This window comes from Methylomonas sp. (assembly GCF_023228165.1).
Classification (GTDB): Bacteria; Pseudomonadota; Gammaproteobacteria; order Methylococcales; family Methylomonadaceae; genus Methylomonas.
On the sequence record NZ_JALOBS010000022.1, the window covers coordinates 50,583 to 70,931 of the forward strand.

At 50.3% G+C, this 20,349-nt stretch carries 20 protein-coding genes; 18 read left to right on the forward strand and 2 right to left on the reverse strand.

Annotated elements, in window-relative coordinates; all coding sequences use genetic code 11:
* Positions 1-64: 64 nt before the first annotated feature.
* The 3 genes from M0R33_RS16375 to M0R33_RS16385 are packed head-to-tail and all read left to right on the forward strand — an operon-like array spanning position 65 to position 3,355.
* Complete coding sequence (locus M0R33_RS16375) at positions 65-556, forward strand: integrating conjugative element protein (RefSeq protein WP_292571592.1); 492 nt, start codon at positions 65-67, stop codon at positions 554-556.
* Complete coding sequence (gene traD / locus M0R33_RS16380) at positions 553-2,607, forward strand: type IV conjugative transfer system coupling protein TraD (RefSeq protein ID WP_292571594.1); 2,055 nt, start codon at positions 553-555, stop codon at positions 2,605-2,607. Before M0R33_RS16375 ends, traD begins: the two co-directional genes overlap by 4 nt.
* A gap of 1 nt (position 2,608) precedes the next feature.
* A complete protein-coding gene (locus M0R33_RS16385) occupies positions 2,609-3,355 on the forward strand; it encodes a TIGR03747 family integrating conjugative element membrane protein (protein ID WP_292571597.1) in 747 nt (248 codons plus the stop codon).
* Between the two features lie 130 nt (positions 3,356-3,485).
* Here M0R33_RS16385 and M0R33_RS16390 read toward each other — a convergent pair whose 3' ends face one another.
* Together M0R33_RS16390 and M0R33_RS16395 are read right to left on the reverse strand one after the other, a co-directional pair.
* Positions 3,486-6,848: a hypothetical protein gene (locus tag M0R33_RS16390; protein WP_292571600.1), complete on the reverse strand. Its 3,363-nt coding sequence runs from the start codon at positions 6,846-6,848 to the stop codon at positions 3,486-3,488.
* 3 nt (positions 6,849-6,851) lie between these two features.
* On the reverse strand, positions 6,852-7,187 hold the full coding sequence (locus tag M0R33_RS16395) for a hypothetical protein (RefSeq protein WP_292571603.1): 336 nt from the start codon (positions 7,185-7,187) through the stop codon (positions 6,852-6,854).
* Between the two features lie 564 nt (positions 7,188-7,751).
* Between M0R33_RS16395 and M0R33_RS16400 the strand changes: the two genes are divergently transcribed.
* The 15 genes from M0R33_RS16400 (at position 7,752) to M0R33_RS16470 (ending at position 20,348) form a co-directional block, all read left to right on the forward strand.
* Positions 7,752-8,018, forward strand: coding sequence for an RAQPRD family integrative conjugative element protein (locus M0R33_RS16400; RefSeq protein ID WP_292571699.1), 267 nt, complete (start codon positions 7,752-7,754; stop codon positions 8,016-8,018).
* Between the two features lie 9 nt (positions 8,019-8,027).
* The gene (locus M0R33_RS16405) at positions 8,028-8,261 is read left to right on the forward strand and encodes a TIGR03758 family integrating conjugative element protein (protein ID WP_292571606.1); all 234 of its coding nucleotides are present in this window, start codon (positions 8,028-8,030) and stop codon (positions 8,259-8,261) included.
* A 26-nt stretch (positions 8,262-8,287) separates the two neighbouring features.
* A complete protein-coding gene (locus tag M0R33_RS16410) occupies positions 8,288-8,647 on the forward strand; it encodes a TIGR03745 family integrating conjugative element membrane protein (RefSeq protein ID WP_292571609.1) in 360 nt (119 codons plus the stop codon).
* Between the two features lie 2 nt (positions 8,648-8,649).
* Complete coding sequence (locus tag M0R33_RS16415) at positions 8,650-9,027, forward strand: TIGR03750 family conjugal transfer protein (RefSeq protein WP_292571612.1); 378 nt, start codon at positions 8,650-8,652, stop codon at positions 9,025-9,027.
* Entirely contained in the window at positions 9,027-9,671 is a 645-nt protein-coding gene (locus M0R33_RS16420; RefSeq protein WP_292571615.1) for a PFL_4703 family integrating conjugative element protein, read from the forward strand. The genes M0R33_RS16415 and M0R33_RS16420 overlap by 1 nt, the downstream gene beginning before the upstream one ends.
* A 10-nt stretch (positions 9,672-9,681) precedes the next feature.
* Positions 9,682-10,536, forward strand: coding sequence for a TIGR03749 family integrating conjugative element protein (locus M0R33_RS16425; RefSeq protein ID WP_292571616.1), 855 nt, complete (start codon positions 9,682-9,684; stop codon positions 10,534-10,536).
* 1 nt (position 10,537) lies between these two features.
* Complete coding sequence (locus M0R33_RS16430) at positions 10,538-11,944, forward strand: TIGR03752 family integrating conjugative element protein (RefSeq protein WP_292571619.1); 1,407 nt, start codon at positions 10,538-10,540, stop codon at positions 11,942-11,944.
* Entirely contained in the window at positions 11,931-12,380 is a 450-nt protein-coding gene (locus tag M0R33_RS16435) for a TIGR03751 family conjugal transfer lipoprotein (RefSeq protein WP_292571622.1), read from the forward strand. The genes M0R33_RS16430 and M0R33_RS16435 overlap by 14 nt, the downstream gene beginning before the upstream one ends.
* Complete coding sequence (locus tag M0R33_RS16440; protein ID WP_292571625.1) at positions 12,380-15,190, forward strand: conjugative transfer ATPase; 2,811 nt, start codon at positions 12,380-12,382, stop codon at positions 15,188-15,190. Before M0R33_RS16435 ends, M0R33_RS16440 begins: the two co-directional genes overlap by 1 nt.
* An 88-nt stretch (positions 15,191-15,278) precedes the next feature.
* Positions 15,279-15,686 carry a TIGR03757 family integrating conjugative element protein gene (locus M0R33_RS16445; RefSeq protein ID WP_292571628.1) on the forward strand — a complete coding sequence of 136 codons (408 nt, stop codon included), beginning with the start codon at positions 15,279-15,281 and terminating at the stop codon, positions 15,684-15,686.
* The gene (locus M0R33_RS16450) at positions 15,683-16,585 is read left to right on the forward strand and encodes a TIGR03756 family integrating conjugative element protein (RefSeq protein WP_292571630.1); all 903 of its coding nucleotides are present in this window, start codon (positions 15,683-15,685) and stop codon (positions 16,583-16,585) included. The genes M0R33_RS16445 and M0R33_RS16450 overlap by 4 nt, the downstream gene beginning before the upstream one ends.
* A gap of 12 nt (positions 16,586-16,597) precedes the next feature.
* The gene (locus M0R33_RS16455; protein ID WP_292571633.1) at positions 16,598-17,962 is read left to right on the forward strand and encodes an integrating conjugative element protein; all 1,365 of its coding nucleotides are present in this window, start codon (positions 16,598-16,600) and stop codon (positions 17,960-17,962) included.
* Between the two features lie 47 nt (positions 17,963-18,009).
* Positions 18,010-18,345, forward strand: a complete 336-nt coding sequence (locus M0R33_RS16460) for a hypothetical protein (protein ID WP_292571635.1) — start codon at positions 18,010-18,012, stop codon at positions 18,343-18,345.
* A complete protein-coding gene (locus M0R33_RS16465; RefSeq protein ID WP_292571637.1) occupies positions 18,342-19,862 on the forward strand; it encodes a conjugal transfer protein TraG N-terminal domain-containing protein in 1,521 nt (506 codons plus the stop codon). The genes M0R33_RS16460 and M0R33_RS16465 overlap by 4 nt, the downstream gene beginning before the upstream one ends.
* 30 nt (positions 19,863-19,892) lie before the next feature.
* Positions 19,893-20,348, forward strand: coding sequence for a hypothetical protein (locus M0R33_RS16470; protein ID WP_292571640.1), 456 nt, complete (start codon positions 19,893-19,895; stop codon positions 20,346-20,348).
* The last annotated feature ends 1 nt before the right edge of the window (position 20,349 follow it).

The window sequence follows — 20,349 nt, forward strand, 5'->3', positions numbered from 1 at the left end:
TTGATTGGTTTTGAATCGCACCTGCTCAAGAATGCTACCGATTAAAAGCAAGGAGTCATCAGCCATGCAGTATCGATCAGCAGTATTGAGTGCGCTTTTCGCCAGCTTGCCTTTGCTTACTGTTGCCGAACCGGTGGTGATTTTTGACAGCGGTCGCACCATACGGTTACCAAATCAGCCGCACACGCAGCATATTCAAACACCGGTCACGACAAACTTTGACGTGCAGATAGATCCATTGCCGGTCAAGACCCCATCGTTGTCGCCGGGAAAAGTTATGTCGCGCACGATAGACCGACCTTACCTGGATCGTCCGCTGTTTATAGTGGGTGCCGATACCCTGTCCATGCGCTGGTTGCGATTACATCAAGCCCAGCTCAAGCAGCTCAAAGCGATGGGGCTGGCGGTCAACGTTGAAACCCTGGCGCAATTACAACAATTACAAAACGCAGCCGGTGGGTTGGCGATCCATCCGCTGGCCGGCGACGCGATTGCCGCGCAATTAGCCTTGGCGCATTACCCGGTATTGATCACGGCGTCGCGGATCGAACAATGACGTCGCAGTATCCGATCGAAGCCTTGCTGCGGCCGCCGGTAGAGCTGTGGTCGGCAATTTGTGCCTTCGCTTGTGCGTTGATTGCCTGTCTGGCACCTTGGGCCATCATGATGACGCCCTCAGTCGGTTATGCCACTGCCGGTTTATTAACGCTGCTCGGATGTATCAGAACCCGGGAAGCATTGTTTGTATTGCGCTATCAACGCAATATGCGCAAGCTGCCGCGTTATGAAATCGCGGCCGAAGACATACCAGTCAGTCGTCAGCGCTTGTTTCTGGGTAAAGGCTTTTTATGGCAGCAAAAACACAGCCAGCGCTTACGCGATACGCTGCATCCTAAAGTAAGACGCTATATCGAGCCGTCTTTTGCCTATCAACTGGCCCGGCGCCTGGAAAGTCGTTGGGAACAATCACCGATTTTGCAGCAGGTGGCCAAGCTATTACAAAATCCTGCCTGGTGGAACCCGGTCGCTCCGTTACCGCCGCTTGGCGGTAAACCCCAGATTCACGCGGTGGAATTAAAAGAACAATCGGTCAGCATGGATTTGCGCGAACGGGTCGGGCATACCCTGGTGCTGGGCACCACCCGGGTTGGCAAAACCCGACTGGCCGAACTCCTGATTACGCAGGATATCGCCCGCGGCGACACCGTGATTGTGTTTGATCCCAAAGGCGATGCCGACCTGATGAAACGCATGGTCGCAGAAGCCAAACGCGCCGGCCGCAGCCAGGATTTATATATCTTCCATCTGGGCTATCCGGAGATTTCCTGCCGCTATAACGCCATCGGCAATTTCTCCCGCGCCACCGAAGTGGCTACCCGCTTGACCAACCCCTTACCCAGTAGCGGCAACTCGGCGGCGTTTCGGGAATTCGCCTGGCGCTTTACCAATATGATCGCCGTGGCCCTAGTTAAAATGGGTAAACGCCCGGATTATAAATTGATCACCCGTTATATCACCCACATCGAACCGCTGTTGACCGAATACTACCGACAATGGCTGCCCGAGGTGGCACCGCCGGACTGGGAACAACAAGTGCAACGCATCGCTGAAAACATCAACGAACGGGATTTGCCGTTTGCCCTCAAAGGCCGTTCGCCGCAAGTGATTGCCCTGGTGCGCTATGTCAAAGACAACGGCTTTTACGATGCGGTCGTCGATGGTCTGCGGTCGGCGTTTGAATACGACAAAACCTATTTCGATAAAATCGTCGCCTCGTTATTGCCATTGATGGAAAAACTGATTACCGGCAAAACCGCGGCACTGATCTCGCCGGATTACACCGACCTCAACGATACTCGGCCCATCATCGACTGGCGGCAGATCATTCGCCGAAAAGGCATCGTCTATGTCGGGCTGGATGCTTTATCGGATATGGCGGTTGCAGCCGCCGTCGGCAACTCCATGTTTGCCGATCTGGTGTCTGTCTCCGGCGAAATCTACAAACACGGCACCGATCATGGCCTGCCGGACGCCATAAAAACCCAGCACCTGCCGACCATTTCTTTGCATGCCGATGAATTCAATGAATTGATCGGCGACGAGTTTATTTCCTTGCTCAACAAGGCCGGCGGCTTGGGGTTTCAAGTGACGGCCTATACCCAAACCTGGTCGGATGTGGAAGCCCGGGTCGGCAACAAAGCCAAAGCCGGGCAGGTGGCCGGTAACTTCAATACCCTGATCATGCTGCGGGTCAAAGAACTGGCCACCGCCGAAATGCTCACCCACCAAATCGACACCTGCAACATCAGCACCCTGATGGAAGTATCCGGCGTCAATGATTCCGCCGATCCCAACTCCAGCATCGATTTTACCTCGCAAAACCAGGACAGGATATCCGTCACCGAAATGCCGATGATTGCCCCTGCCACCGTAATGGCCTTACCCAAAGGCCAGGCCTTTGCCTTGCTGGAAGGCGGCAATCTGTGGAAAATCCGCATCCCGTTACCCACTAAAACCAACGATGCACTGCTACCGAAAAACCTGCAGGAGGTGGCCACGGAAATGCAGCGCCGCTATTTGACGAACGATCACTGGTGGGCGAGCTAACATGGCTGCCCCGGCCGTGCAACGCAGCTCGGCCCAGCAAGCGGCGGAGCAGGGCATACTGGCCAGACTGGTCACGCAACTGCTGCAAGCACTGATTTTTCTGATCATGACTTTGGGCTTTTCCATTGCCACAGAATGGACCGGCATGGCCACCGGCTTTTGGGATGAAGCGGGCACTCAACACAGTCAAACCATGCTGGAGCAAGAACTCAGTGTTCTGAATGCCGACTTTCGCCGCAGCGTCATCGTCGAGCAACCAGTCCAGTTTGCCCGACGTTTTGCCGATAACTTTTACGACTTGATCTTTCGCAAAACCGGCATCGAAAGCCTGATCATCGCCTTGGCCAAACCGACCCAGGACGTCGATGACGGCGGCTTCAGACAGCGCTTGCGCCACTATTATCAGCTAGCCCAAGACTATATGCTGGCCGCCATGCTGGTCACCCAAGTGTTTGCCGTGCGCCTGGCCGTTTTGATCCTGGCGCTGCCGGCATTCGTGTTACTGGGATTAATGGGTCTAATAGATGGCCTGGTGCAGCGGGATATTCGCCGTTGGAGCGGCGGCCGGGAAAGCTCGTTTGTTTATCACTGGGCTAAAAAACTGCTCTATCCTGCGTTGATCTTGCCCTGGATACTGTATCTGGCCATTCCCAGCAGCATCCATCCCAACCTCATCGTGTTACCGTTTGCAATACTGTTTGCGCTGTCGATCAGGGTGATGGCGTCGACGTTTAAGAAGTATTTGTAATGCTGTAAAGTAAGCGATGTTTGGAGGTGAATGCTAAATTTAGACATCTTGCGGTCATTAGCTTATTTTGGTGTCGCCAATAGAAGCCGTATCGTTCGAGGTTGACGCTCTTAACTTTGTGAGGTGTGTCCTATGCCCCATCCTCAATCCGATCTGCGAATTTGTTATATTCTTCCTTAATACACGTGTTAATTTTAGTAAAATCCATAAAATGACCTGTTATGAACACTGACGCCATCGCTCGAAGCACTTGCAACATAGGCGGGATCACACTAAATCTTATAAATAACCTGCATAACAGCATTGCTAGTTTTCGTTCGGCTATGTCTCCGTCATTACATTGCATGGAAACATAACAACAAGCGTTGAATACTCTTTCCGCATAACCGTTATTTCTAGGGTTATGGATTCTCAGCCCTCTCAAAATATTCCCATCCAAATAAGCTTTTCCCAACACAGAAACAAGTAACTCGATCAGCGTAGCAACTGCTGTTTCGGTATCGGGAAAAGCTTTAGGATGAAGGTGAAGTATTTTTGCTAAGAAGTAATGGGCCTGTTCGTCATCCGAAATACTGAGCAGTCTCAAATCGTTATAACTTAAAGCGTAGGGAATGATTTGCTCGGCGTACAAATACAAACCGTCTTTCTTTTGTTCAAAAGCGACCGAGTTTCCGAGTTCAATAAAAAATTTAACAGCATTGGCTTGCTTATATCCTAATTCTTTAATGCAATGGGCAAAAATTTCGTCAATACAGAGCCAAGGAATATTGTTGCTGATTGATAAGCAAGCGCTTGAATATACGGAACTATCGACAATGTCTTGTATAGAAAGCATCAATGATGGCATATCTACCAAGTTAGGTTTAATAACTTCTGCCTTATCAATAATTAGGTGGAATGCCTTTTGAATATCTTGAGTGGATTGCCTTATATCACCAGCTGTTACTTTCCATAGCCCCCCACCAGGCATTGCACCTACGGACAAATAATCCTCACGACTTATCTCTTCCAACCATTGCTCAATAGCCATCTTGGTTTCTTGAGTAATAACAAAATTAATCGAAGTGTGGTTAATGCCATAAGCCAAACTAGTAATGGCAAGGTAAGTTACCGCATAAACATCAAGTATGATTTGAGTAGCCTCTTCTTCGCCAAAATTGGGCAAAAAGCACAGAACTGATTTTTTTGTTGTCAATTGTTCCAAAGCTGCTTTGGCGGGATTGTGGCGATTTAAAATATGGCCCTTACAAAACAAAGGGATTTCAGAATTATTAAAAATATTATCATCTCTATTTTTAGGTAATTTACGTTCAAGAAGCGCGAGTAATTCATTAGGATCATTTGGTGTTTTTAATGCAAAAAAACAATCACTTCCATCATTTTGCGTATGTCGCAATTCTAATGAAATTTGAAAGGCTGCAACATAAGGGGGTAATCGTTCAAGCAGTGTTATATCGTACATTCCATGTTGTTTAGTCTCTCCTACGTTCATATGGTAAAGTGCATTGCCTAGCTCCGAATTAACGTTTAGCAAGCATTGATGGTTGACACTTACTTGAGATACTAACATCTTAGTTAATTCATCATTATCTTTTTTGAATCTTACGCCAACAATACAATCACCAACTTTTTCAGGCGTGGGTATTACGTTAACATTGACAAACATGCAACTAAATTCGAAATTTGTTATTTCTGTCGCGCAGGAGCTTGGACTTTTAATAAACCAAGAAAGAATTATGTTTTCCGCTCTAGCAAAGTCTCCTGTTTTAGCGATTTCGATCAACAAATCCAAAGCCATATTTGATTTTATGAGTAAAACATCTTCTGGAATATTTTTTAGAATCGATGCTAAATCGCTGTCCGATATTGCCTGTTTTCTATTCAAATATGCTAGAAAATGCCACGCATCTAATAGATTTGAGTTAAATTTTAAAGCATTCTCAATAGCTCTTACAGCATTAGGATAATCATCTTGTTTTTTAAATTGGCGTGCTTGAACTCGCCAGACAAAACTATTCCATTCATCTTGATTTATATTTGACAGTACAGAAGAAAGTGTTGCCATTTGCTGACTAACGAGCAACGCATTTAAGTAAGACTCGACGATGGGTGAAGCCCATAAATCAGATGGGGGTAGTATGGGGCTGATTAAATCACAAGCAATGACAGCAAGCTTCGGGTGTGATCCCAAGCGTTCAGTGATATCGAGTAAAGGGACGGGATGAAGAAAAGTTAGCTTTTCTTTATATTTTTCAATTAATTTTTTAGCTTGAAGAGTAATTTCTTCAATTTGGTCTTTTTGATCAGAATGTTTTTTATTGGGTAGAGTAAGAAGAAGTAACTTAATATTATCAAAGTCTGTGGTTATTTCATCTTCCCCTACGACCTTTCCACCAGAATTAACCCATCTGCTCAAACTATTAGGATCAAAAAAAAGACTGACAATTACAAAATCATCATTGGAAATTTCTTTTTTATCAAATATGTCATTTAATAATTTGGTACGATAGCTTATATCGCTATGAGCTTTATTGCATTTAGACTGAAGATCATCTGTATTTGATATATCTTGCATATTGACTCGACGAAGAATAGCCGCTATTTCAGGGCGGACTTTTTCAACTTCATCAATATATTTCCAACAAACATCATTTAGCTCCTTATGTTCGCCTCGTAAGTTATACCAATATGGTGCAGCAATATTAAATAACCTTGAATCCGTACCTTTTGACTCATTTATCAAAAAAACCACTTCGTCAATGAGTTTGATGATTTCCGTTTTTAAGGCTGAACTGACAATCCAGAAGTGTTTGTTGGCAAGTTTTATATCGAGATTACAAGCGGTGGCAAAAAGCAATAAAACTTTGCTATTGAAAGATGGGAATATCTCGCCTAGGCGGTTAGCTGTGGTTAATGACAGTTCAAATTGTTTTGTTCTAAGAGAACCGCGAATAAGGCCGTTAAGCTGGCTTTCGTCAAGATCAATCCGCTTTTCTTTATACGCTTGCTCCAGTTCCTCAGTTGTTGCAACAAATTCATAAAATGCTTCTTGAGAATATGAGTTGAGCGTGTCAGCCTGAAGATAGCGCTCTCTAGCATCATCAATTCGGTTATTTTTTGCATCTAACCGGATTAACGTAGCTAAACATAAATCACGGAAGACACTATCAGTTGAGCTTTTGAATGTTGAAAGCAGCGAGCTGTGAACTTTAGGCCTTTCATTATCTTCAAGTAAATTCAGCTGAATAGAAAGCATATCAAGGATAGCTTCGCTATTGGAATCCAGATCAGTAGCCTTAATCGTTTCTAAACGGATTTTTGCAACATCTTGTTTTCTTTCCCGGATGCTGGAAAGTATTAGTTCAATCGGTTTGCGAAGTGCTTCTGGTGCAAGTTTCTGATAGATAGTTATATATTTATCTCTACCGACATTGTCACCATCGCCAGAAGCATTTTGGTAAACAGAGGGGTTACTTTCCGTCATTAAATCCATAACTTATTTTCCGCTATGGATTATTTTATCTCTGCCAATATTGTCCCCGCTACCTGAGTGATGCTGAATAATTGTGTTACATTCTGAAGTATGTTTTATATTTTTAATAAGCTTTTGGAGATCGTGTGAATCGGAAATTTTTCTTTCAATTGCTGTTTCGCTCATTTCATTGGTCAATTCAAGCTTCTTCAATTCATCAGCAAGAACCAATATTTCAGAATCACTAATTAGCCAGCCTTTTAGTCGTTGCTTTAGCTCATCAATACTCATCACTACACCGCATTTCATTACTTCATAGGCAATGCCTGATAAAATCGCACCTGTTAAGAACTCTTCCATACAATTCCTCTTTAAAAATATTTAGTTAATTTAGTCTATAGATATAAGGTGGGGAAATACTGATTACAAGTAACGCTTGCCCCTGAATTATGGCCATGTTGATTTTTCTGAATTCAAACTGCTGGGATGGTATCTAAAAGATAAGTACCCGTATGCGGTTAAGACAGCTCACTAATAACACTTTTGATTATATCTGATTAATTTTGAATGACGGGTTGTGGCCGAAACTGCGAATTCGCCAATCCCGATAGCTGCCATTCAAAATCTAAATGGCTTCGACGAAGTCAAGATCACCTCAACGGTTTGGTTCTGCGCGCATAATCAGCAAATATCGTTGTTTACAGGAAATCGTTTGTCAGAAGCCTGCTGCGACCCTAAGTCACTAATTCTTGACGATTTAAACTGTTGTTAATCCATGTCCCTCAATTTCTCCCAACTATGTCGTAAAACTCTAACTCGCTAGATTTGGGTTTCAGCTGGGCTTTTGCCTGCCAACTATGAACAATGAGACCCACTATTCCTGATCGGGAGCGGGTTTCAATGCTGTGCAAAATACGACTTGTGATGATTCTACTGTGTTTGCCATGGTCTGTGCTAGCCGATATGGATGGTGAGCGGACCGCGTTAGCCAAGATCATTCATGAGCTGGACGGCTTGGAACCCTTAATCGCCACCGCCCAAGCCCAAACGGATCAGGATGGCCGGGTGCAGTTTCAATACGACTGGCTGTTGCTGGATATTGAACGCATCAAACTCGGCATTCAGGAACACCTGACAGCGCCTCGCCAGGCCCGCAGTTTTCCGCCCTTGAAAGGCGATTACCGGCGTTAGGCCAACAATATGACGAATACCCAGGTTTCGGCTTTTTCCCATTCAACCGGCGGCGTGGCGCCCGGTCAATTGTTGTTGGTAATTGCCGGTGTACTGGCGGTGATTTATCTGCTCTGGTTAGCTTGGCTGGCCCATGCGCAACTGGTGGCCTGGCAAACCGGCCACGGGGTTTTTTATGACTTGCTGTTTTCAATCATGCGCGGCGGCGTGGTGGCTTTGTTACTTGGCTATTTACTCCGTTAATGTGTTTTTTATCAGAGGAATTCATTATGTTTAAGCGTTTACAACACACACTGTCTTTCAAACTTCTGCCGCTATCGGCGGGCTTGATGTTACTCAGCGGCAATCTGTATGCGGCTTTGCCCACAGCGGTAGCGCCCAGTAATGCCCCGAAAGCCGGCGACTGGCTGACCTTGATCAAAGGTTATGCCAAAGATGCCGGTTTGGTGATCGGTTTGGTGCTGGCCGTGGTGGCTTTTTTATGGATAGCCTGGATCACGATTTCCAAATTCAACGAAGCCCGTACCGGCAGAGCCGAATGGGGTGAAGTGGGTTTGACTGCGGTAGTGGCCGCCGGGGTGATGATCTTTATCAGTTATTTACTGACGGAAGCCTCTAAGGTGATTTAAGCATGGATGACTCCAGTGACACCTTAGCCGATCGCCTCAATCAAGAGCCGGTGATTTTTCGGGGCAGCACACATTCTGAGTTAGGGTTGATTTTGCTATTGGCTACGCTATTTTGGTTGCCGGTCAGTTTGCTAATAGCCGCCTGTTTGGGGGCGATAGCCATGGGCTTGGGGTTGGCGATGGTAGGTGTGTTACTGACCATCGTGTTCGGCTCAACTTTATTTCAACGCATTAAACGCGGCCGGCCTGATTATTACTACCAGCATCGCTTGATGATTGTTTTGCAGCGAATCGGGCTGCGTAACACCCGGCTGATTCTAAACAACGGACATTGGGATCTGGGCCGCACCGAGTGGCAAGCGCCAGTTAGAGCAACATAATGCGATATCAGGATCTAAACAGTCGGTTGGTTGCGCATATCAACACTTTGCGATTCGTCATTGCCGGGCTGATGGTCCTGTTATTACTGCTGGGCTATGCCTGGCATGCCGCTCGCAGCGATATCCGGATTCATATCCCACCCGACTTACGTTCCGGTGCAGTGGTTAAAGCCGATGACATCGCCCCGGCGCATGTGTATGCCTTCGCGGCTTACATCTTCCAGCAGCTCAATCACTGGGACCGCGATGGCGAAACCGATTACGGCCAACAGATTTTCCGCATGGCAGCCTATTTAACCCCGGATTTTCGGGAATACCTGAGCAACGATTTAGCCATTCGCGGTAAACACGGCGAGCTATCCGGCCGGGTGCGTTCGATTCAGCCGGTCGCCGGGCGCGGTTTTGAAGAACGCCGGGTTGAGCTCGTCGATCCGCATACCTGGCTGGTCTGGCTGGATTTTACCATTCAGGAAACCGTGCGCGGCATGGACGTTAAACAAGTGCACGTCCGCTATCCCTTAACGGTAGTGAGCTACGACATCGATCCGGAGCTCAATCCCTGGGGTTTGGCCTTAAGCGGCTTTGCCGGCGACGGGCCCAAACGTATCGAAGTCTTGGATACATCTGAAGCTGCCCGCGAGTGAGGGTGAGACTATGCAGACAGGTAACCCACAATTCGTCATCAAACCGAGATTATTAGCCTTTCTATGCATTAGTATCAGCATCAGCTTAAGTCAGCCTAGTATTGCTGATTCGACTGTAGTGCGGCTATTCTGGGACAAAGTACCGCTGCGTATCACCTTGCCGGTCGGGCAGGAACGTTTGGTGACTTTTCCTGGCGAAGTGCGAGTCGGCATCCCTGCGCCATTGACTGGCAAGTTACGCACCCAAAGCCATGCCGGTACTGTGTATTGGTTAGCCAAAGAGTCTTTTGAGCCCCAGCGTATCGAAGTACGCGAGCTGGACGGGCAGGGCATTGTACTGATCGATCTGAGTGCACAACCAGCGCCGGATTTGCCGGCTAATCCGATTGAAATTCTGTTCAGCCCCGGACAACGTTCAGCGTCAGATGCTGGGTTAGGCACTGATGCCGATTCCATGACGTCGGCAGGCAGTCAAAAACCAACGCCCGGTAAAAAGCCAAAAACTGCTGGCTTGGTGGCATTAACCCGCTTTGCGGCCCAGCAACTCTATGCGCCGAAGCGCTTATTGAAAGCCGCACCATGGATACAGCGGGTGTCGGTCAGTCAGACGCATTTAGAACATTTGCTCAGAGGCGAACAAATTTTAACGACGCCGATTGCCAGCTGGCACAGCGGCCGGCTGTATGTGACGGCGGTTGAACTCAAAAACACCGGTGCTGATTTTATCGATCTCGATCCGCGTCAATTGCGCGGCCAGTGGCGGGCGGCGACTTTTCAACATGCCCGTTTGCATCCGGCCGGCAGCGAAGCGGATACCAGCGCGGTGTATCTGGTGTCCGACCGGCCTTTTCACGAGGCGCTGTAAGATGGGCGCGAACCGGCTATTACCCATCGTTGCCGGGCTAATCCTGCTGATGTTAATTGTGGTCGGCGTCAAGACGTACCGTCAGCCATCACCCTCAGTACATTTGTCGGCTGTGCCGCAAGCCGGTCGGCCGGATGTCGATTCGCCCGCCGATACCATTCGTACCTTGACCGCTGAAGTGGCGGTGATTAAAAGCGAAAGTGAAAAACTGCAGATGCAAAATGAGGCCTTGCTGAAACAGCGTGATCAAATTGAAACTCGGGTCAAAGCCGAACTGCAAACCCAACTGGCCCAGGATACCCAACAACAAGCTAACGAAGCGGTCAATCAACTGGCGCAGCAAGTGGATTATTTTAAAAGTCGGCTGGATCAACTGAGTGCCGCACCCAGCCAGACAATAGCGGATACCGGTAATGATATTCCAATCGGTTTTGGCATCGATGCTGCGGACGGTTTGAAAGCTTTCGAATCCCCCCTGACCTGGGTCGAACCCTTAGGCACCCCGACCGATGACAAAGGCCAGCCCATTTTTAAGCGCTTGACGAACGGTGCCGAAAGCTTATTACACGATGGTCAAAAAGTTGCCGGCACGACCGAAGCCTATCTGACAGAATCCGTCGGTGCCTTAACCGAACCGGATCGGCCGGTCTATACCGTACCCCGCAATGCTACTTTGATTGGTGCCACCGGTATGACCGCTTTAATCGGCAGAATACCGATCAAAGGCGCGATCGAAGATCCGTTTCCGTTCAAAGTCATTGTCGGCCGCGATAATCTGGCCGCCAACGGCATCGAAATGCCCGGGTTGGACGGGGTCATTTTCAGCGGTAAGGCGTCGGGCGACTGGACTTTGTCTTGCGTACGTGGAGACGTGATGTCGGCGACCTATGTATTTGCCGACGGTACCATTCGCAGCTTGTCCGCCGACGACAACAGCCTGAGCCAGGCTAAACAAGCCACCGCTTCTGGCCAGACCGGCAATGCCTCGCGCACGCTGGGCTGGATTTCCGACCGGCGAGGGATTCCCTGTGTGACCGGCAGCCGTATCAGCAATGCCGCCAGCTATTTGTCCGGCCGCATTCTTGCCTCGGCAGCCGAAGCCGCGGCGGGTGCCTTTAGCCAAAGCCAGGTCACCAACAGTGTCTCTGCTGCCCAAGGCGTAGCGACGTCGGTGATTACCGGCGATGCGGCCCAGTATGCCGGTGGTAAAGCCCTGGCCGGAGGCGCTACCGAAGTGAGTGAATATTTACGCGAGCGGGCCGCGCAGTCGTTTGACGTGGTGTATGTCGATACCGGCGCGGAACTGGCGATTCATATCGATGTGGCCTTGCCGATTGATTATGAACCGGGCGGCCGTAAAACCCAGTATGACTTGGCCGAAAACGAGGTTGACGATGATTTGGATTAACCGTTTGTCACAGTCTTGCTCAGTCGTGCTGATGGTCAGTTTGTTGAGCGCCTGTGCGACGGGTGATAAAGAAAGCATCCTGCCGCAGGACGGGCCGAGCATGAAAGAGGTGTATCAACGGCATTTTTCCCAAGAATCGGGTGATGCCAATCAATCCGTACGGACTCCTTCGATCAAGCCTTACCGACCAGCAGAGTTACCGATTGAGCAACAGGAAAAATATCAAAACCAAAACCCAATTTCAACGCCCTTCACCCAATCCACTAGGCAGGCTCAGCAGCAGTTCCCCCGCTTGAAAAATCCTACCCTGATACTGTATGTGTTTCCACATCTCAGTCACGAGGGTCACATACCCGTGCCGGGCTATGCCACCGGTTTCAGTTTTTATGAGACGATCGAGTTCGCCTTGCCGGGTGAACCGGAGGCGGGTTACTGATGGCCTGGTTTCGATCGCTACTGGCTCGGCAACAGGGGGATTCGGCACACCCGCAACGCCGAGCGACCGATAAACCACCCACCGAACGGCGTGTTCGTCAGCAATATGAACGGCCGACCTCGTTTACCAATTTGCTGCCCTGGCTGGAATACCTGCCGGTGTCCCAGTGTTTTTTGCTGGATGACGGTTACAGCGTCGGGGCGTTGTTTCGGATTACCACCGTCGACTCGGACGCGCGCAGTGAAGTGTTTTTAAGCGAGCTGCGCGATAAACTGCAAACCGCCTTGATCTCGCTCCCAGAAGAAATGGAAAACCCCTGGATCCTGCAGTTGTTCGTGCAGGATGAACCCAATCGGTCTTATTTAGTGGATGAGATTCGCCAGTATGCTCAGCCACGTGCCCGGCATAGCCAGTTCAGTGAAGGCTATTTTAAAGTCTTGGAAGACCATCTGGCCGCCATCTCCCGCAGCGGCGGCTTGTTTGAAGATCAATTAGTCACCGGCGGTCCTTGGCGTGGGCAACGACGCAGCGTTAGAGCGACATTGTACCGGCGGCGAAAAGTCAGCCAGCAAGCCTATGATTATTACCAAATTTCGCCTGAGGACGAACTAAACGATGTGGCCGAGAAATTGAGTACTGCGTTATTGACCGCGGGCATTAAGTCCAGTCGATGTGTGGGTAAGGACCTGTATGAGTGGCTGTTTTGCTGGTTCAATCCCAATCCAGCCATGACCGACGGTGACACCGAGGCTTTGTTAAATCAAGCGCCTTATCCTGGTGACCACGAGATGCCATTCGGGCACGATTTTGCCGAGAGCCTGATGCTGGGCATGCCGCATTCCGATGCTCAACGTGGGCTGTGGTGGTTTGACGGCTTGCCGCACAAAGTCATCACCGTGCAAGCGCTGCGTAACATCCCGGCGATCGGCTTATTCGGTGCCGAACGCCAAGTCGGGGAGCATCGATTTGCCTTGTTCGACCGCATGCCGGAAAACACTGTATTGGCCATGACCATCACCATCAAAGCCCAGGATGCGGTGCGCAATCACTTGGCACAGGTGCAACGCGGAGCGGTAGGCGATTATCCGGAAGCCAAGCTGGCAGCGCGGGATGCTGATAAAGCGCAGATGGAAATCGCCAGACACAATAAATTGTTTCCGGTGCAATTAGCATTTTACGTCAGAGGCGACAGCGAAGCAGCGCTGCACCAACACATCAATCAAGTGAGTTCGTTGTTGTTGGCCAACGGGCTGCAACCGATACGGGAAGCGGACGATGTGCTGGCCCTGGATAGTTATCTGCGCAATCTGCCCATGGCCTACTGTGAGTCGCATGATCAACGCGAAGCCCGGCGCTCTCGGTTGATGTTTTCCAAACACGCCGCCAACTTGGCGCCGGTTTATGGCCGCAGCACCGGCACCGGTCATCCGGGTTTTGTGTTTTTCAACCGCGGTGCCGAGCCTTTAGTATTCGATCCTTTGCATAGCGAGGATCGTAAGAAGAACGGCCATGCCTTGATCATCGGCCCGACCGGGGCCGGCAAGTCGGCGACCTTGGTGTATTTGATTTTACAGATGATGGCTATTTATCGGCCGCGGATTTTTATCATCGAAGCCGGCAATTCCTTTGGTCTGTTGGGGCAGTATCTGCAGGCGCACGGCATCAGTCTGAATCAAGTCACATTGGCGCCGAATGTCGATGTCAGCTTGCCACCGTTTAGTGATGCCTTAAAACTGCTGGATCAGAACTTACATACCGCTGACGCTTTAGCCCTTCACGAAAATGCTGATGGGTACGATGAACTCGGCGACGAAGGAGGGGGTAACGACGATGAATTTAACGCCGACAGCGGATCAGAGGACGACCCGGATAGCGAAGATGTCGCGCGCGATTTACTAGGGGAGATGGAAATCGCCAGCCGTATCATGATTACCGGCGGCGACGCGCGCGAGGATGAGCGTATGACTCGGGCGGATCGCTTGCTGATCCGCAATGCCATTTTACTAGCTGCAAAGACGGTATTCGAGGCCGGCCGCGAGCAAGTTTTGACGCAAGATGTCGCCCATGCATTGCGTAAGTTGCCGAAATTATCCGCGCAGCGCCGGGAGCGGGCGGAGGAAATGGCCGATGGCATGAGTTTGTTTTGTAATGGCCTGGCCGGGCATTTTTTTAACCGGCCCGGCAGCCGCTGGCCGGCGGTCGACGTGACCATCGTCGATATGGGGATTTTGGCCCGGGAAGGTTACGAAGACCAATTGACCGTGGCCTATATCGGCCTGATGAATCATATCCACGATTGTGTGGAACGCCATCAAAACGATGCCCGGCCCACGTTGGTGATTACCGATGAAGGCCACATCATAACGACTAATCCGTTGTTGTCGCCCTATGTGATCAAGATCGTCAAGATGTGGCGCAAACTCGGCGCCTGGTTCTGGATCGCCACCCAAAACCTGGAGGACTTTCCGCACGCCAGTAAGCGGATGCTGAATATGCTGGAATGGTGGCTATGTCTGGTGATGCCCAAGGAAGAAGTGGAGCAGATTAGTCGCTTCAAGGATTTAAGCGCCGAACAGAAAGCCCTGTTGCTGGCGACGCGCAAGTCGCCCAAGCAATATACCGAAGGCGTGGTGCTGACCGACGAACGGGCCTTGCTGTTTCGGAACGTGCCGCCGCCGTTAGCGCTGGCCTTGGCCATGACCGAAAAAGACGAAAAAGCCCGTCGTCACCAAATCATGCAAGAACGCGGTTGCACGGAGCTGGAAGCCGTCAATGTGGTGGCTGAAGAACTTAGCCGGCTGCGTGGGTGACGCTATGTATCGATCAACGTCTGTCATGTCGCTAAGTATCAGCTGGCTACTAAGCATTGGGCTGCTGATGATTTGGATTGCCCCGGTAATGGCACAGTTAAACCCGGGCAATCAGAACCATCCCTTGATTGAAGTGATACACAGTGATGCCGACAAGATATCAGGGCGGGCAAAGCTTATTCAGCAAGGCTACGTCGTCAAACTCTACAATCTGGATGCACCGAAACAGTTGTTTGCATCCTTAAGTCAAAACTTGCCGTCTAATCAGGCCGCGGCCAAAAGCACCCTGGAACAACGCATGCAACAACATGGCCGGCAAGCGTTGCAGCAGCAGTTGATCTTGGCGTATCAAGGCCTGTCCTTAGCTATTCAATACCAGGTCGACCGCTATCCGGCGGTGCTGTTCGGTCAGGGACGGGCAGTTATTTATGGCGTCACCGATCTGGAGCAGGCCTTGAGTTTGTATCGGCAGTGGCAATGCGGTTTAAACAGATGAAAAACTGCACAGTCGGCATTAACCTTAATAGGTACATCGTCGCCATCAGCATCTCAGGGTTTCTAAGTTTCTCAAGTTTGGCTGACGATTGCATTCAATTGCGGGTAGTCGGAGTGTGTATCTGGATTATCTGCACGCCGTACGGTTGCGATATCAACGTTACGCCGAAAATCGGTCATTTCAATCCGGATGTGTTGGTGAAAGTGACCAATCCGCAGGGCATAGAACGGGTCGAAGATTCGCAGCGTATCGATACCCATAACCGAAATCACAACAACCTGATTCAGCAGGATGCGGTGGCGGTAGGCCATCCTCTGACCGGGCGGATTTATTGCCCCTCCAATACCACGGCGGCTTCGCCGTACTTCGTTTCCAATCTCGATAAACCGTCCTGGCGTTGGGGCGGTCTGGATGCGCTGAATCCGGCCGCCTGGGTGCCGGGCTTGCGGGAAATCGGCCGTTGGCCGATCAACCATTGGGGCCATGTTTATCCGCGAACCGGCTGGACTCTACAGGCGGAAGCCCCCAAAGCGGCTGCCGTGGTGGCGCAACGGGTGGGTGACATTATTACCCGCGCCGGCCAGCCGCACTTGTATCGCGGTATTCTGGGCCAAAGTCTGTTTGTCGCCGATGAAAAACTCACCTGGTCGCCCGGCAGCTTGGTCGAGAACAGCAATGAGGCCGGCTGGTGGCAACCGACCGCACCGAAACTGGAGCACTGTTTACTGTTTGGCGTCAACGATGTATTGGATACGCGTGGCTGGGGTGGCGGTCGGGTAGCGGAAGATGGGGTTTACACGCACGCACTGTGGCGGCCTTATACCTGTTGTGAAGTCAAAGACGGTGTGTTGATCGTGATTGATTTCAACCCGTATCCCAGTCCCGTCGTGACGAATTGAGGGGAAGGGGGTATGCGAATCGGTATCGTCCAACTATACATGTTCGGTTTACTGATGAACCTGGCTGCGCCACTGCGTGCGGCACCCTTGGCCAACAGCGACAACAGCGATTTTTACTATGAAATCGGCGGCGCCCGCTCGATTTCAGTGCCGGCCAATACCCAAGTCAATAGCTATGCTATCAACGGCGCGCTTGAATATGGTTTGGGATACAGCTGCGGTAACTTTGATCCCACCTTGGGGGTAGCGAATTTACTCAATGGCTTGCAACAAGCCGGCAATAATCTGGTCAACGGCGCGGTCGGTGCTGAGCAGGCGGCTATCGGCGGTTTACCCGCTTTGGTGTTACAGCGTATCGACCCAGGGCTGTATGACTTGTTTCAAAATGCCGTGATCCGGGCGGAAGCCGTAATCGCACTGGCCAATAAGACCTGTGAAGACTATGAACAAGAGATCCGCCAAGGCCAGAACCCGTATGCCGGCTGGGGCGATTTATCCAAAATCATCGACTGGAAAGTCCAGATGGGTAAAAACGGCTACGGCAGCGCTCAAGTCGATGTCGTGCAAGCCAAGCAACACGTACAACAAGCCAACGGCCAGAATGGTATTCCGTGGATAGCCGGTAAAAAAGCCGGTGGTAAGCAACAAGCCGCCATCCAGGTCACTCAGGATAGCGTGCAGGCTGGTTACAACCTGACCCTTAATCGCAAGGCCGATGATAGCTCTGCACCTAAAGTCGCCAAAAATAAGTCGCCGCGCTTGGTCGAAGTGTTCCCAGATCCCGGCAAAGCCTCACAATGGGCCGTCGATGTATTAGGCGATGTGCATATTCGTACCCACGACAACCATCCGGTTGAAAGCATTCCCGGCCATGGTCTTTTGCCTAAAGTCGAAAAAGACATGTTGAGCATTCAACAGGGTTTAACCGATCTGGTGTCCGGCAAAACCCAAGCCAGCCTGACTAATCTGGAAAAAGTTTCCAGCGATGCGGTATTGATTAACGGTGATGTGATTACGGCGATCAAAACCCTGAAACCCTCCGAGCAAGCGCTAGCTATCAGCAAGCTGGCCTCGGAAGCGGCGATGACGCGTACAGTGGAAAAAGCCATGCTGATACGGCGGCTGTTACTGACCGCCAGTCGTGAACCCAATCTGAGTGCCACCCAGGCCAATAGCGCCATTCAAACCTCGATTGCCCAGCTGGATCGCGATATTAATGATGTATTGTTCGAACGGCAAATCTATAACGAACTGGCGTCGAAAACCTCTGGGTTGCTATTGTCGCTACAACAGCAACAGACTCAACGCGGCCGGTCTGCTCTGCGCCCAGCCGGTGCCGATGACAGCATTTTTCAAGAGGGGGCGATCAAGCCATGAGGCCTCGCCAATCTTTCAATCGGCAGCATGAACCAAGCTGTGTGCGTATGGCTTTTGCTTTCACAGTAGGTGTTGCTGTACTGGTTTTGCTGATAGCACAATTCTTTTTCAGTTTGGATGGCCTGGCAAAAATCATCGAAGTCAGTAAGGTTGGATTCACGGTTTGGCGCCTGTCGGTATTTTTGCTGTTAATCGGCGCTTGGCCGCTTCTTACGGTGGGCTATGCGCAATGGGTTGGACTGACTGCTCAACAAATCGCAAGTCTCAAAGCTTATCGCTGGCGGATGGCGGGGTGGCTGTTGGTAATGGAAGTGCTATTTTGCCAAACGCTGTGGACAGATTTTATCCAAATTTTGCTATCTATGGGTACTGGGTCGACATGAACGTATCCAGCTATTTAGAAATTTACCTAACCCAGTTCGGCTGGTCGCTGTATGGCCTATTGTGGGATATTCTGGTTCAAACCGGCTTGGCCTATTTACCGTTTATCGCCATGTTGCTGCGCAATATCGCCGAGCCTATCAAAAGTCAGGAAGCCAAGGATGCCTCCAGCACCTCGTTAAGACGGATTGAAATCGATATTATCAGTATGTTTACGGTAATTGTACTGGCCGTGCAGCCGATATTGACCATTCAAACTACCGGTTTAAGTGTCAGCAAAGCCTGTACGAATGGACCCGCCGTAACGGGAGGAAACACAGGTACCACGTATGACAGCACGTTTACCCAGGCGGCTTTGGGCGGTGTCAGTGCCAAAATTCCGATTTGGTGGTACGGGGTGTTAGCGGTGACCGGCGGCATTAATGATGCGGCGATTGTCGGCATCCCCTGCAGTGCCGATCTACGGCTGACTCGTTTTAAAATCAGCAACGCCCGCATCAAAGACCCGCAGTTACGACAGCAAGCCCGCTTGTTTTTTAACGATTGCTATGCACCGGCGATGGCAGCTTTTCTGGATAACGCCCAAAGCCTGCCGAACAACCTGGCGCAGGATGATGTGTATTGGTTGGGCTCGACGTTTATGCTGAACGGGGTCTACCAAACCCTGCGGGCCAGCAGCAACATTCCGGGGTTTAGTTATGACAAAAACCGTGATCTGGAATATAACCCGGCGGTGTATATTCCGAAAGACGGCAAGCCGACCTGTGCCCAATGGTGGAGCGGACAGGGGCATGTGAACAGCATCGGGCTGCGCGAGGCGTTGGTAGGTCAGATCGATGGCTCTTATCTGACTGATTTTAAAACCACGGTGGCCGCCTTATCCGGCAAATCCAAACAGGCGGTTGAAGATATCGCCCTGAAAACCCTGATCGCGCGGGAGGAAGGCTACTTCAATGGCCTGCGTGATCTTAATCGCTATAACGAATCCAGTATGGCCAATGTCGGTAATTCCGTCGCCGCCACGTTGGGCAGTCTGATAGAAGCCCTGTCTTTTTATCCGGCGATGTACATGATGAAAGCGGCCGCACCTGTCATACAAGCGGCGATTCTGATGCTGATCTATGGCTTGATGCCGTTTTATTTTCTGTTCTCATCCTACGATATCGGTAAGGTGGTGTTTATGTCCATTATCCTGTTTTCGGTCAAGTTCTGGAGCGTGTTGTGGGCCATCGCCCACTGGTTAGACAATCATTTGTTAACCGCCATCCAACCCGGCTGGTTTCAATTGCAAGATGCGGCCAGCCAAAACAATTTGGTCGTAACCATGGTGGTGGATTTTGTAATTGCCGGCTTGTTTGTGGTCTTGCCACTGTTTTGGTCGGGCGTGCTGGGGTGGGCAGGGCATCGAGTGGGGAGTGAAATGGTAAGCAGTGTCAATAGGATGAGAGACAACGCCGGTGCTGCAGGCATGGCGGGAGGATCTACAGCGCTAAAAGCAGGTGGAAAAATTATCAAATAACTGTCAACAATTCATCTACGAGGAGTGGTCATGAATTTAAAACCGGTGTTATTCAATATCCTCATCCTCAGCGTAAATCTGTCTTTTGTTAGGGCTGAAACTGTCGATCCGGCGTTCGAAGCTTTACTGAAGCAACAGGTTGACATCAATGAAGGCGTGCAAATACAGCAGATAATGTCGGTGGAATTCGACGGCCGTTTGCCTGGCGTTGAGCAGGCCGTGTTGTGGACCATTATGGGGTCGACCTATTGGCGCAATCAGTTGAGTATTTTGGCTCACCAACCAGGGCACCTAAAGCTTCTGGCAACGATTCCGGTTGTCGGTATGGCAAGCGGATTTAGGCCGGTAATGTCAGATGGCACGCTGCAGGTCGAAACCAAGATCGGTGGTCCGAACGATCCTTTGTGTTGCCCAACGCAAGCTAAAGTACTGTACTTTAGCTATCAGACGGGGCAGTTGTCGGCGGTCATGCCGACTACTGAGTAAT

Coding starts and splice junctions, on each gene's coding strand:
- M0R33_RS16390 (WP_292571600.1), bottom strand. CDS start 6,848: ATGGATTTAATGACGGAAAGTAACCCCTCTGTTTACCAAAATGCTTCT.
- M0R33_RS16420 (WP_292571615.1), top strand. CDS start 9,027: ATGCGATATCAGGATCTAAACAGTCGGTTGGTTGCGCATATCAACACT.
- M0R33_RS16440 (WP_292571625.1), top strand. CDS start 12,380: ATGGCCTGGTTTCGATCGCTACTGGCTCGGCAACAGGGGGATTCGGCA.
- M0R33_RS16385 (WP_292571597.1), top strand. CDS start 2,609: ATGGCTGCCCCGGCCGTGCAACGCAGCTCGGCCCAGCAAGCGGCGGAG.
- M0R33_RS16445 (WP_292571628.1), top strand. CDS start 15,279: ATGGCACAGTTAAACCCGGGCAATCAGAACCATCCCTTGATTGAAGTG.
- M0R33_RS16410 (WP_292571609.1), top strand. CDS start 8,288: ATGTTTAAGCGTTTACAACACACACTGTCTTTCAAACTTCTGCCGCTA.
- traD (WP_292571594.1), top strand. CDS start 553: ATGACGTCGCAGTATCCGATCGAAGCCTTGCTGCGGCCGCCGGTAGAG.
- M0R33_RS16375 (WP_292571592.1), top strand. CDS start 65: ATGCAGTATCGATCAGCAGTATTGAGTGCGCTTTTCGCCAGCTTGCCT.
- M0R33_RS16455 (WP_292571633.1), top strand. CDS start 16,598: ATGCGAATCGGTATCGTCCAACTATACATGTTCGGTTTACTGATGAAC.
- M0R33_RS16435 (WP_292571622.1), top strand. CDS start 11,931: ATGATTTGGATTAACCGTTTGTCACAGTCTTGCTCAGTCGTGCTGATG.
- M0R33_RS16400 (WP_292571699.1), top strand. CDS start 7,752: ATGATTCTACTGTGTTTGCCATGGTCTGTGCTAGCCGATATGGATGGT.
- M0R33_RS16450 (WP_292571630.1), top strand. CDS start 15,683: ATGAAAAACTGCACAGTCGGCATTAACCTTAATAGGTACATCGTCGCC.
- M0R33_RS16430 (WP_292571619.1), top strand. CDS start 10,538: ATGGGCGCGAACCGGCTATTACCCATCGTTGCCGGGCTAATCCTGCTG.
- M0R33_RS16465 (WP_292571637.1), top strand. CDS start 18,342: ATGAACGTATCCAGCTATTTAGAAATTTACCTAACCCAGTTCGGCTGG.
- M0R33_RS16425 (WP_292571616.1), top strand. CDS start 9,682: ATGCAGACAGGTAACCCACAATTCGTCATCAAACCGAGATTATTAGCC.
- M0R33_RS16395 (WP_292571603.1), bottom strand. CDS start 7,187: ATGGAAGAGTTCTTAACAGGTGCGATTTTATCAGGCATTGCCTATGAA.
- M0R33_RS16470 (WP_292571640.1), top strand. CDS start 19,893: ATGAATTTAAAACCGGTGTTATTCAATATCCTCATCCTCAGCGTAAAT.
- M0R33_RS16460 (WP_292571635.1), top strand. CDS start 18,010: ATGGCTTTTGCTTTCACAGTAGGTGTTGCTGTACTGGTTTTGCTGATA.
- M0R33_RS16405 (WP_292571606.1), top strand. CDS start 8,028: ATGACGAATACCCAGGTTTCGGCTTTTTCCCATTCAACCGGCGGCGTG.
- M0R33_RS16415 (WP_292571612.1), top strand. CDS start 8,650: ATGGATGACTCCAGTGACACCTTAGCCGATCGCCTCAATCAAGAGCCG.